The organism is Curtobacterium sp. MCJR17_055 (assembly GCF_003224335.1).
Taxonomy (GTDB): domain Bacteria; phylum Actinomycetota; class Actinomycetes; order Actinomycetales; family Microbacteriaceae; genus Curtobacterium.
On sequence record NZ_QKLF01000001.1, the window covers coordinates 807361 to 818574 of the forward strand.

12 protein-coding genes are annotated in these 11214 nt (G+C 72.4%); 6 read left to right on the forward strand and 6 right to left on the reverse strand.

Annotated features, from left to right (window positions below; genetic code table 11):
• Positions 1-89 precede the first annotated feature (89 nt).
• The 3 genes from DEJ16_RS03735 (at position 90) to DEJ16_RS03745 (ending at position 3428) form a co-directional block, all read left to right on the forward strand.
• Positions 90-1088 carry a LacI family DNA-binding transcriptional regulator gene (locus DEJ16_RS03735; protein WP_220032727.1) on the forward strand — a complete coding sequence of 333 codons (999 nt, stop codon included), beginning with the start codon at positions 90-92 and terminating at the stop codon, positions 1086-1088.
• Positions 1089-1201: 113 nt separating this feature from the next.
• Positions 1202-2248: an NAD(P)-dependent alcohol dehydrogenase gene (locus tag DEJ16_RS03740; protein WP_110823181.1), complete on the forward strand. Its 1047-nt coding sequence runs from the start codon at positions 1202-1204 to the stop codon at positions 2246-2248.
• 217 nt (positions 2249-2465) lie between these two features.
• Entirely contained in the window at positions 2466-3428 is a 963-nt protein-coding gene (locus DEJ16_RS03745; RefSeq protein WP_110823179.1) for a helix-turn-helix transcriptional regulator, read from the forward strand.
• A 52-nt stretch (positions 3429-3480) separates the two neighbouring features.
• On the opposite strand, the gene DEJ16_RS03750 is transcribed toward DEJ16_RS03745, so the two are convergent.
• The 4 genes from DEJ16_RS03750 to DEJ16_RS03765 all read right to left on the reverse strand — a co-directional run bounded on the left by DEJ16_RS03750 (position 3481) and on the right by DEJ16_RS03765 (position 7372).
• On the reverse strand, positions 3481-4890 hold the full coding sequence (locus DEJ16_RS03750; RefSeq protein WP_110823177.1) for a hypothetical protein: 1410 nt from the start codon (positions 4888-4890) through the stop codon (positions 3481-3483).
• Positions 4880-5665, reverse strand: a complete 786-nt coding sequence (locus DEJ16_RS03755; RefSeq protein ID WP_110823175.1) for a TIGR03943 family putative permease subunit — start codon at positions 5663-5665, stop codon at positions 4880-4882. The genes DEJ16_RS03750 and DEJ16_RS03755 overlap by 11 nt, the downstream gene beginning before the upstream one ends.
• Entirely contained in the window at positions 5652-6671 is a 1020-nt protein-coding gene (locus DEJ16_RS03760) for a permease (RefSeq protein WP_181419441.1), read from the reverse strand. The genes DEJ16_RS03755 and DEJ16_RS03760 overlap by 14 nt, the downstream gene beginning before the upstream one ends.
• Before the next feature lie 119 nt (positions 6672-6790).
• Positions 6791-7372, reverse strand: a complete 582-nt coding sequence (locus tag DEJ16_RS03765) for a TetR/AcrR family transcriptional regulator (protein WP_110823173.1) — start codon at positions 7370-7372, stop codon at positions 6791-6793.
• Between the two features lie 89 nt (positions 7373-7461).
• Between DEJ16_RS03765 and DEJ16_RS03770 the strand changes: the two genes are divergently transcribed.
• Positions 7462-7776: a multidrug efflux SMR transporter gene (locus DEJ16_RS03770; RefSeq protein ID WP_110823171.1), complete on the forward strand. Its 315-nt coding sequence runs from the start codon at positions 7462-7464 to the stop codon at positions 7774-7776.
• Positions 7776-8162, forward strand: coding sequence for a multidrug efflux SMR transporter (locus DEJ16_RS03775; RefSeq protein WP_110823169.1), 387 nt, complete (start codon positions 7776-7778; stop codon positions 8160-8162). Before DEJ16_RS03770 ends, DEJ16_RS03775 begins: the two co-directional genes overlap by 1 nt.
• A 104-nt stretch (positions 8163-8266) precedes the next feature.
• Here DEJ16_RS03775 and DEJ16_RS03780 read toward each other — a convergent pair whose 3' ends face one another.
• Both DEJ16_RS03780 and DEJ16_RS03785 read right to left on the reverse strand, forming a co-directional pair.
• Complete coding sequence (locus DEJ16_RS03780; protein ID WP_110823167.1) at positions 8267-9406, reverse strand: CE1758 family FMN-dependent luciferase-like monooxygenase; 1140 nt, start codon at positions 9404-9406, stop codon at positions 8267-8269.
• 157 nt (positions 9407-9563) lie between these two features.
• Entirely contained in the window at positions 9564-10475 is a 912-nt protein-coding gene (locus tag DEJ16_RS03785) for a phosphatase PAP2 family protein (RefSeq protein WP_181419442.1), read from the reverse strand.
• Between the two features lie 247 nt (positions 10476-10722).
• Here DEJ16_RS03785 and DEJ16_RS03790 point away from each other — a divergent pair, with 247 nt between their 5' ends.
• Complete coding sequence (locus DEJ16_RS03790; RefSeq protein WP_110823163.1) at positions 10723-11169, forward strand: DUF4383 domain-containing protein; 447 nt, start codon at positions 10723-10725, stop codon at positions 11167-11169.
• Positions 11170-11214: the final 45 nt, after the last annotated feature.

An 11214-nucleotide genomic window follows, 5' to 3' on the forward strand; every position in this document is an offset into this window, starting at 1 on the left:
ACAGCGTTGTCACACCCGACGTTTCTAACGGTTCCGTGTGAGTCGTGTCAAGGAACGCCCAGCAAACCGGACAACCGTACGATGACGGGGTGAGCACCGAGCGACCCACGCTGCGCGCCGTCGCCGAGCGCTCCGGCGTCAGCATGAAGACGGTCTCACGCGTGGTGAACGGCGAGCGGTACGTCGCCGCCGACACCGCGGCACGGGTCCTGACCGTCGCCGCCGAGCTCGGGTTCCGCCCGAACACGCTCGCGCGCGAGTTCCGCGCCGGTGGACGGTCCGCCACGATCGGGCTGGTCACCGGCGACGTCGCGAACCCCTTCTACTCACGCATCGCGCGGGGCGCCGAGCGCGCGCTCCGCGCACCGGGGCTGAGCCTGCTGTCCACCTCGAACGACGAGGACGCCGACCGGGAGCGCACCCTCGTGGCGCAGCTCGTCGAACGCCGTGTCAGCGGCCTGCTCGTCGTGTCCGCCGACGACGACCACTCCCTGATCGCCCGCGAGCGGGCCCTCGGCACGCCCGTGGTGTTCCTCGACCGCGCACCGGCGGACGTCGACGCCGACTCGGTCGTCCTCGACAACGCCGGCGGCATCCGGACCGCGGTCGAGCACCTGCTCGAACGCGGACACCGCCGCATCGGCCTGGTCGGCGACCTCAGCCGGCTGTCGACCCACCGCGAGCGCGTGCACGCGTTCGGCGACGCCATGCGCGCGGCCGGCGTGCCGGACTGGCAACGGTGGGTGCGCAGTGACTCGCACGACCTCGACGAGGCCTCGCGTGCCGTGCGCGACCTGGTCGACGCCCCGGAGCCGCCGACCGCGATCGTCACCACGAACAACCGGATCACGACCGGGGCACTCCGCGCACTCGTCGACCGCACGGACCGGCCCGCCCTGGTCGGCTTCGACGACTTCGACCTCGCGGACGTCCTCGGCATCACGGTCATCGCCTCCGATCCGGACGCCATGGGCCGGGTCGGGGCCGAGGAGCTCCTGGCACGCATCGCCGGCGACGACGGGCCCCCGCGGCACCACGTGCAGCCGGTGCGGTTGGTCGTCCGGGCCTCCAGCAGCACGGCCCGCTGACCGCCCGGACCGCGAGGGGTGCTCCGTCCGTACCTGTCTCAGGTCGGGCGACGGGGGCAGGATCGACGGTGGGCCGCACCCGGCCCGTCATCCCCACCCCCACGAGGAGACCCTTGCGCACCGTCAACGCGTACGCGGCACCGTCCGCGACCGAACCGCTCGTCAAGACCACCATCGAGCGCCGCGACCTCCTGCCCGGCGACGTCATGATCGACATCGACTACGCCGGCATCTGCCACTCCGACATCCACACCGTCCGCGGCGAGTGGGGCGGCATCGAGTACCCGCAGGTCGTCGGTCACGAGATCGTCGGCCACGTCTCCGAGGTCGGCTCCGACGTCACGAAGTACCGCGTCGGCGACCTCGTCGGCGTCGGCTGCATGGTGAACTCCTGCCGCGAGTGCGAGCAGTGCCTCGCCGGCCAGGAGCAGTACTGCCTGCAGGGCAACACCGGCACCTACGCCTCGGTCGACCGCGCCGACGGCACCATCACGCAGGGCGGCTACTCGCAGGCCGTCGTCGTCGACCAGGACTTCGTCCTCCGCGTCCCCGAGTCGCTCGACATCGAGCGGGTCGCGCCGCTGCTCTGCGCCGGCATCACGCTGTACTCGCCGCTGCACCACTGGAACGCCGGACCCGGCATGCAGGTCGCGATCGTCGGCCTCGGCGGACTCGGCCACATGGGCGTCAAGATCGCCGCCGCCCTGGGTGCCGAGGTCACCGTCCTGTCGCAGACGACCTCCAAGAAGGAGGACTCGCTGAGGTTCGGCGCGAAGGCCCACTACGCGACGAAGGACCCGGAGACGTTCGAGGAGCTGCGCGGCTCGTTCGACCTCATCATCAACACCGTCTCGGCGAAGATCGACATGGCCGCACACCTGAGCCTGCTCAAGGTCGACGGCACGATGGTCAACGTCGGGGCGCCGTCCGAGCCCCTCGAGGTCCCGGCGTTCGCGCTGCTCCCGGGCCGCCGCAGCTGGGCGGGCTCGTCCATCGGCGGCATCCGCGAGACCCAGGAGATGCTCGACTTCTGCGCCGAGCACGGCATCCTGCCGGAGACCGAGCTCATCAGCGCCGACCAGGTGAACGAGGCCTACGAGCGCGTCCTGAGCTCGGACGTCCGCTACCGCTTCGTCATCGACGCCGCCACGCTCGCCTGACGACGCCTCCCCTCCCGCCCGGCGGTCGCCGGCCGGGACGCACCGGACGGGAGGCCCGCCACCTGCTGGTGACGGGCCTCCCGACCGGCTCCGACCCCGTCGCGATCCTGACCGGAACCTCCGTACCCGCCCCCGAAGGTCCACGGAACGCCGTCCACCGGGGCACACCGCGCCGGGCGACTCGCATCCGGACGCCGCTCCGGGAGAAGGTGAGAGCATGACGACTCCGGAGACCCCGGCACCCGCCGCCGCCATCGTCGCGGTGTCGGGGACCGACACGGGTGGCGCGATCCAGGACCTCGCCGGCATGTACGCCGGGCGCGCCTGGTACTCCTCGCCGATCGACCGTGACTACTGGTACAAGTACGTCGGCGTCGGTGACGACCGGATGAGCATCCGTCGCTCCCAGATGCACGGCCACCTCCGCGGCGACGTCGCCGTCGAGGGCGAGGTCGTCGTGCAGTGGATCGACGCCGGTCGCGCCCGGGTGGACGTCGGCCGGGACGAGGTCCGCATGCAGCCGGGCGTCCCGACCCTCTTCCCGGTCGAGCAGCGCTTCGAGATGGAGTACGAGGACTGGGACCAGCGCCTCGTCCACCTGCGCCGGGACCTCGTGCTCGACGTGGCCGCCGAGCAGTTCCTGGTCGACGGCACCCTCGCGTTCGACCGCCGGACGCCACCGACGGCCGCGGCCATCGAGGTCTGGCGCGGCTCCGTCGCCGCCGCCGTCCGCTCGCTCCGGGTCGACGGCCCCTCGTCGCTCGCGTGGCACGAGGCGCAGCGCGACGTCGCTCGGTCCCTGTTCGGCCTGTACCGGTTCCAGGGCGAGACGCAGCCGGACGGCTACGGCGAGCGCCGCAACGCCCGACTCCGCGCCGCGGTGGAGTTCCTGCACGAGCACGCCGGCGAGCCCCTCAGCGTGTCGGACATCGCCCGCGCCGCCGACCTGAGCGTCCGGGCACTGCAGGAGTCGTTCCAGCGGACGCTCGACCGCACCCCGATGAACTACCTGCGCGAGGTCCGCCTGCGGCACGTCCGGGCGGACCTGCTGGCGGCCGAGCCGGGGTCGGCCTCGGTCGCGGAGATCGCCTCGCGGTGGGGGTTCAGCCACATGGGGCGGTTCTCCGGCGAGTACCTGAACCGGTTCGGCGAGTACCCGCGGCAGACGCTGCGGCACTGACCGGTCGGCCGGTGCCGGTGCCGGTGCCGGTGCCGGTGCCGGTGCCGGTGCCTCAGCCGACCTCGTCGCCCGTCGGCAGCGCGCTGCACCAGTCGATCGCGGTCCCGGCCAGCGAGGCCTCGAGCGCGCCCGAGGTCGCATCGACCACGCTGACGAGCGCACCGTCGGACGACTGCGTCGCCACGGCGACGAACTGCCCGTTCGGCGACGGGCAGACCGCGGTGATGCTCGCGTCGTCGGGCACGGTCACCGCGAGCCGGGAAGCCCGTGCCCCGTCCACCCGCAGGATGCGCGCGGCCAGGGTCCCGTCCTCGCGGACCGAGCCCACCACCCGCAGGTAGACGTCCTCCGCGATCGGGGCGATCCGCCCGAGGTACGCCGAGTCGGTGCTGGCCGCCGGTGCCGGCAGGTCCGTCCGCTCGCCGTCGGTCAGGTCGAGCTGGACGATCCCGTTGCCGGTCTCGACGACGGCGGTCGTGCCGGAGCCGACGAAGCCGTGCAGGTAGGTCGCCGACCCCAGCCGGACGGCGTCGTTCCGACCGCTCATGTCGACGAGCACGAGGTCGTCGGCGCCGGTCCGGACGAGGGCGCTCGCGGTCCGGGGCACGTACGCCCACTGCGCCACGGAGATCGGGGTCGCCCCGGCCGTCGGGGTGCCGTCGGCCGCGACGGGTTCGGGCTGGTGCGTGCCGGTGAGGTCGACGACGTACAGGCCGACGTCCTCGGAGCGCCCGGAGGACGTGTCGGCGTACACGAACCCGAACGAGGAGCCGTCGTCGGCCGCGTGCAGGGCCTTCGCGGAGCCGCGGGAACTCGGCATCGACAGGCGTTCGACGGGCACGGCGTCGTCCTGCACCCCGCCCGCGAGCGGCACGATGTCGATGGCGGACCCGCCGTCCCGGTCGTCCCGGAGCACGACGAGGGAGCGGGCCAGGACGGCGTACTCCGTGATGCCCTGCGCGCGGTACACGGTCCGCGAGCCCGCGGCGCCGAGGCCCCGGCGGACGATGCTGTCCGGACCGCCGTCCGTCCCCGGCACCACGGCCAGGACGTCCGTGGTCCCGGTGCGGATCGTCGTGCGCAGTTCCGACGTCGCAGCCTGTCCGGGTGCCCGCACCCCGCGGACGGTGAGCGTGTACTCGCGGTCGTAGGCGAGCGGTCCGGCGAACTCGACGGCGACGGTGTTGCCGCTCGACGTGACCGAGAACGGTGCCGCGGGGCGGACGCGCACGGCGGACGCGGGCACCTGCTGCACGGCCTGGTTCGCGGTGAGGATGACCCGCTGCGCCGGTCGGGTGACGAGGTCGCCGGCGTCGTAGGACACCGACCGCAGCCGGGGCCCCTGCTGCGTCCCCACCACGGCGGCGAGCGCGGCGACGACGGCGAGCACCAGGACCGTGGCGACGAAGCGGCGACGGAAGCGGTGCGCGACCGGGCGACGCGGACGGGACTCAGTACTCATACGGGTCCGAGGGCTGCTCGACCGGGCTGACCCGGGCCGCGCGGATGACGAGGCGGGCGTCCGAGGCGGTGTCCGGGTTCGCGGCGAGGGCACCCTCGACCCGGACCCACTCGCCCTCCTGCGGGGAGGCGTCGTCGGTCGTCACGCCGATGCCGACCGGCTGGGCGTCGACGGCGCAGCAGCTGACCACGAAGCGTGTGAGCGTGAACGACCCGTCGGACCCCGGGACGACGAACCCGGTCAGGGTGAGCTTGCGGCCGACGAGCGCGGTCGTGTCGGTCGTCTGCCGGATGAGCGCCGCCCAGTCCTTCACGCCGTACTCGGACGTGTCGACGGACTCGCTGCCCAGGAGCGTCACCGGCGCACCGGCACCCGTCGCGTCGGACAGCGAGGCCGACCCGACGCTCCGCTGCTGGGCGGTCCGGGCGGAGAGGGTGGTCGGCGGCAGGACGAGCATCGCCACGACGGTGCCGATCGTGACGAGCGCCGCGACGGACCCGAGCACCACGTGCAGCAGGCGCCCGCCCTCGGCCGGCCGCGGTTCCGGGTCACCGTCGTGCGCGTGGGCGCCGTGGCGGGCGACCACGACGAGCCCCGCGATCGACGCGGGCACGGCGACGGCGGCGAGCACGAGGGTGAAGGTGGCGTAGCGGGGGTTGATGTACAGGTCGAGGTGGTCGGCGATGCCGAGCCACAGGGTGCCGACGGCCACGGCCAGCACCGACCCGAGACCGAGCAGGGTGCGGCGCAGCACGGTGCGCTCAGACGAGGACATTCATCACCAACCCGACGGTCGCGGCGAACAGGACACAGACGACGGCGAGCAGCACCAGGAAGCGTGCCCGGAACGTCGTGCGGAGGAGGGCGATCATCTTGACGTCGATGATCGGCCCGATGATGAGGAACGCGGTGATCGACCCCGGCAGGAACGTCGACGCGAAGGACAGCGCGAAGAAGGCGTCCACGTTGGAGCACAGCGACACGGTCATCGCGAGGAGGATCATCGCCAGCACCGACAGCACCGGGTTCGCCCCCACCGCGACGAGGGTGCTCCGTGGCACCGCGACCTGGATCGCCGCCGCCAGGCCCGCACCGACGAACAGGGCTGGCATCATCGTCGCGGTCTCGCCACCGAAGTGCGACGCGCTCTCCCGCCACTTGTCGCGCACCGGTGGGGCACCGACGGCCGCGCGGCACCGGGCCTCGAATGCGGGGAGGAGCAGGTCGGCTGGTCGGCGGTGTGCGGCGACGATCCAGCCGACGAGGTTCGCGACGACGAAGCCGCCGACGATCCGGGCGGGGAGGATCCACCCGGACCACCCGAACGCCTGCGCGGTGCTGATGATGACGAGCGGGTTGAGGATGGGCGCCGCGACGAGGAACGTGACCGCCTCGGCCGGGGTGAACCCGCGGAGCATGAGGCCGCGCGCGAGCGGGACGTTGCCGCACTCACACACCGGGAAGAGCATGCCGATCAGGGAGATCACGGCTCGGCGCGGGATCGGCCGGGTCGGCAGGATCCGCTCGAGGACGCCGTGCGGGACCCACACCTCGACGACGATCGACAGGACGATGCCGAGCACGACGAACGGCAGGGACTCGACGACGACGCTGATCGCGAGCGTCAGGAAGTCCTGCAGCACGTCCGGCAGCCCCGCGGTGCCGACCGCCGGGGAGACGATGCGGACGGCGAGGAGCGCCACGACGGCGGCGAGCACCAGACCGGGACCGGTGAGGCTGCGGGAGCGCGTCGTGACGGGGCGGGCGCGGGTGCTCGTCACCCGGACAGGATAGGCGAACCGGGCGCCGAGGACCCCGACCGGCAGGCCCGTGCCCTGCCCGACGGCGGCGACCTCTCATCCACGGCGGCCGACCCCGGCGCGGCGGCGCGGCAGTGCGGTCAGCGTGTCGTCGTGAGTCCGTCCACGTGCCGGTCGAGGACAGTGATCGCCCGGTCCCCCGCCGCGCCGGGCTCGAGCCGGGCGACGTGCATCGCGAGGCCGTCGATGAGGGCGTGCAGCCGCTGCGCCTCGTACTCGCGGTCCTCCTCGGGCACGCCGAGCATCGTGAGGACGCGCTCGCACCACTCCCGCATCTCGGCGACGACGCGGTCGAGCGTCGGCCGGAGCTCCCTGTCGGTGAGCGCGGCGTTCCCGAGCGCCAGGTAGACGTCGAGTTCGACCACCCGCTCGGCGTCGAGCGGCAGCAGTTCGACGAGCACGGCGCGCACGCGGTCCCGGACCGGCAGGTCGTCCGGGATGGCGGCGATGCGCTCGCGCGTGCGGTCGAAGACCAACGCGATGGCGTGCTCGCGGACGCTCGCCTGGGTCGGGAACGCGTACCGGACGGTGCTCGGCGGCAGTCCGGCCTCGGCGGCGACGTTCCGGACGGACAGTGCGCCCAGGCCGTCACGGGCCAGGACCCGGTGGGCGGCCTCGGAGACGGTCCGACGGCGTTCCCCGAGGTCGATGCTGCGCGCCATCCGGCAATGTTCGCACAGTCGTACGACTTCGTGCTAGAACTGGGGGTCGTGAAGTCGCACACTCGTACGACTTCGGATCGGAGGAGCACATGGCATGGGTCGTCCTGGTGCTGTCGGGCGTGCTCGAGGCCGTCTGGGCCACCGCACTCGGCGCGTCGAACGGGTTCAAGCGGGTGGTGCCGACGATCGTCTTCGTCGCCGGCATGGCCCTGAGCATGGTCGGGCTCGCGTTCGCCATGAAGGAGATCCCGGTCGGCACCGCCTACGCCGTCTGGGTCGGCATCGGGGCGTCACTGACCGTCCTCGTCGCGATCGCCCGTCGGCAGGAGGCCGCGTCCGTCGCCCGGATCGCGCTGGTCCTCGGCCTGGTCGCGTGCGTCGTCGGACTCAAGGTCGTGAGCTGATGGCCTGGGTCGTCCTGTTCGTCAGCGCCGCGTTCGAGACCGTCTGGGCCACCGCCCTCGGCGAGAGCGACGGGTTCACCCGGCTCGGCCCGACGCTCGTCTTCGCGGTCACGATCGTCCTGAGCCTGGGTGCCTTCGGGTACGTGCTCCGGCACATCCCGATCAGCACCGCCTACGCGGTGTGGACCGGCACCGGCGCGGCCCTCACCGTCCTGTGGGGCATGGCGACCGGCGCCGAACCGGTCACCGTCCTGCGCGTGGTCTTCATCGCGGGCATCGTCGGCTGCGTCGTGGGCCTCAAGCTCGTGCCCGCGCGTCCGGCCCCGCCGCGCGGCCCGGCTCGGCGGACACCGCGGCTCGCGCGGGCCGCGGACACCACCCGCTGAGCCGCGGCAGGGCCGTGGCGCCGCCCGCGCGAGCACACGACGGACGGGAGGCCCGGTGCCAGCTGGCACCGGGCCTCCCGGCCGTCAGGTAGCCCTCGGACCGATCAGACCGAGGCGCCGGTCCACTCGTCGAGCGCTGCGACGTGATCGGCACCGGCGGTTCCCGCCGCCTGGGCGGCCGCCACCCGCTCGAGGTGCGTCGGCGGGTTCGCCGGCACGTGCTCGGGGCGGTCGGCCTCGTTGATGCGGCGGAGCTCCGGGACGATGTCCTCGGCCAGGATGTCGATCTGCTCGAGCACCGTCTTGAGCGGCAGGCCCGCGTGGTCGATCAGGAAGAGCTGGCGCTGGTAGTGCCCGACGTGGTCCTTCATGGTCGCGTACCGATCGATGACCTGCTGCGGCGAGCCGACGGTGAGCGGCGTCTGCGCGGTGAAGTCCTCCATCGAGGGGCCGTGGCCGTACACCGGGGCGTTGTCGAAGTAGGGACGGAACTCGTCCCAGGCGTCCTGCGAGTTCTTCCGGGCGAAGAACTGCCCGCCGAGGCCGACGATCGCCTGGTCCGCGCGCCCGTGTCCGTGGTGCTCGTAGCGCTGGCGGTACAGCCCGACCATCTGCTCGGTGTGCTGGATGGGCCAGAAGATGTTGTTGTGGAAGAAGCCGTCGCCGTAGTAGGCGGCCTGCTCGGCGATCTCCGGGGTGCGGATCGACCCGTGCCAGACGAAGGGCGCCACGCCGTCGAGCGGACGCGGCGTCGAGGTGAAGCCCTGCAGCGGTGTGCGGAACTGCCCCTGCCAGTCGACGACCTCGTTCTCCCAGAGCTGGCGGATGAGCGCGTAGTTCTCGACCGCCAGGTTCAGCCCCTGCCGGATGTCCTTGCCGAACCAGGGGTAGACGGGGCCGGTGTTGCCGCGGCCCATCATGAGGTCCATGCGGCCGTCGGAGATGACCTGGAGCATCGCGTACTCCTCGGCGATCCGCACCGGGTCGTTCGTCGTCACGAGCGTGGTCGACGTCGAGAGGGTGATGTCCTTCGTGACGCCGGCGAGGTAGCCGAGCATCGTCGTGGGGCTCGACGCGACGAACGGCGGGTTGTGGTGCTCGCCGGTCGCGAAGACGTCGAGACCGGCCTGGTCCGCGTGCTGCGCGATGGTCAGGATGTCCCGGACGCGCTGGGTGTCGTCCGGCGTGGTTCCCGTGGTGGGGTCGGTCGTGACGTCACTGACCGTGAAGATCCCGAACTGCATGATGCGCCGCCTCCGTCGTGTGCTGGCTTCCGTGCCGTTCTATGCGTTTGCATCGAACTGACGGGTACAACGTAGCGCACGTCACGGCATTCCCGCCAGGCGCGGGCGGGCATCCCCGCCAGGCGCGGGCGGCGACGGCCAGGAGGCACCGGTCGCTTCAGACGTGGACGGCCGGTCCGTCCGGACGGGTCGTGCGCGGCACGGTGTGCATCCCGTCCGCCAGCCACACCGCGGTGATGACGGCGAGGACGCCCGCCGACGAGGCCATGCGCCCGGCGAGGAGCATCGCCCCGTGGTCGCCACCGGTCGTCCCCACGAGCAGGGCGACCACCCCGACGAGGACCGTCGCGGCGACCGCGAGCAGCAGCACGACCGTGACGACCCGGCGCGGGCCGCGATGCCCGTCACGGTCCCCCCGCGTGCCCCGGTCGACGGCCGGCCCGACCGCCCGGACGAGACCGAGCCAGAACAGGGCGACCGCACACGCACCGATGATGTCGCTCACCCGGTGCCAGCCGTACACCACCGTCTGGTTCGCCACGAAGACGGCGTACACCGCTCCGACGACCAGGACCACCGGACGGAGACGTCGCGGCGTCACCATGAGCACGGCGAAGAGCGCGGCGAGGGCGATGGTCGCGTGCCCGGACGGGAACGAGTTGGGCGTCGGTGACTGGGCGATCTCCGGGCGCTCGGCGATACGCTTGAGCAACGTCGAGGTGGCCGCGGACGCGAGCACCACGAAGCCCGCTCCGAGCCCCACGGCGAGCCGCCTGCGTGCGAACGCGACGGCGGCGATCACGACGACCAACAGCAGGATCACCGGGACCGAGATGACGTTGAGGGCGGTGTCCGACCCGAACAGGTCGGACTCGCGGACACCGCCGAGTGCGGCGTCCTCGATCCGCTGCCCCGTCGGCGTCAACACCGCGACCGCGTAGACGGAAGGCACGATCACGAACCCCAGAGCCGCGAGCAGCGCCCACCGGAACCTCCGGGACACGCTCGGTCCACGTCCGTCGTCGCGGGACTCCGGCGCGGTGCGCTCGGGGGTCCGGATCACGGGCATCGTCCTCCTCGGAGTCATCGTCGTCGGTCTCGTCGTCCGCCTGCTGGGCGGGAAGCGATTCGGTCGGTCGGGGTCCGACACGATACCGTTGCAGCGCCCGTCGGGAGCTGGGAGCGCCGGCCTCCGGAGCGGGGCCACGGCCCTCCTGCGACAGGTGTCCGGACAGCATGCCTCCGGACAGCGTGACACAGGTCGCGGTGGCGGGCAGCCGTACAGCGCGATCGTCGCGCAGGAAGAGGAGACCGAAGTGGCCATCAAGGAACCGGGCATCACCGCCTCGCCGAACCGTGCACTGGCGATGACCGCCGGCACGTTGTTCGCGATCTGGGGCTTCCTGGGCTTCTTCTTCGCCCAGGACAACGGTGGACAGTTCTTCAGCCGCGAGGGCGGGTTCCTCTGGAACTCCTTCATGCTGAACCCCGCGCTGTGCGCGATCTGGGCACTCCTGGCCGCCGCGTTCTTCATCGTGGGCCTCGGCAACACGATCGGGTCCCGTGCGGTGAACCTGGTCATCGGTGTCGTGCTGCTCGTGCTCGCCGTCTACGGCTTCGTGTTCTCGGCCACCTCGGCGAACGTCCTCGCGCTGAACACGACGGACAACGTCTTCCACGCGATCGTCGGCGTCGTCCTGGTCCTCACCGCACTGGGTGCCGACAAGGAGAACCTCCGCGCGCTGCGTGCGGCCCGCGCCTGACCCGCACCTCCACGACGACGCCCGTCTGCCGATCAGGCAGGCGGG

Coding starts and splice junctions, on each gene's coding strand:
- DEJ16_RS03775 (WP_110823169.1), top strand. CDS start 7,776: ATGGCCTGGGTCGTCCTGTTCGTCAGCGCCGCGTTCGAGACCGTCTGG.
- DEJ16_RS03770 (WP_110823171.1), top strand. CDS start 7,462: ATGGCATGGGTCGTCCTGGTGCTGTCGGGCGTGCTCGAGGCCGTCTGG.
- DEJ16_RS03755 (WP_110823175.1), bottom strand. CDS start 5,665: ATGTCCTCGTCTGAGCGCACCGTGCTGCGCCGCACCCTGCTCGGTCTC.
- DEJ16_RS03780 (WP_110823167.1), bottom strand. CDS start 9,406: ATGCAGTTCGGGATCTTCACGGTCAGTGACGTCACGACCGACCCCACC.
- DEJ16_RS03750 (WP_110823177.1), bottom strand. CDS start 4,890: ATGAGTACTGAGTCCCGTCCGCGTCGCCCGGTCGCGCACCGCTTCCGT.
- DEJ16_RS03745 (WP_110823179.1), top strand. CDS start 2,466: ATGACGACTCCGGAGACCCCGGCACCCGCCGCCGCCATCGTCGCGGTG.
- DEJ16_RS03765 (WP_110823173.1), bottom strand. CDS start 7,372: ATGGCGCGCAGCATCGACCTCGGGGAACGCCGTCGGACCGTCTCCGAG.
- DEJ16_RS03785 (WP_181419442.1), bottom strand. CDS start 10,475: ATGCCCGTGATCCGGACCCCCGAGCGCACCGCGCCGGAGTCCCGCGAC.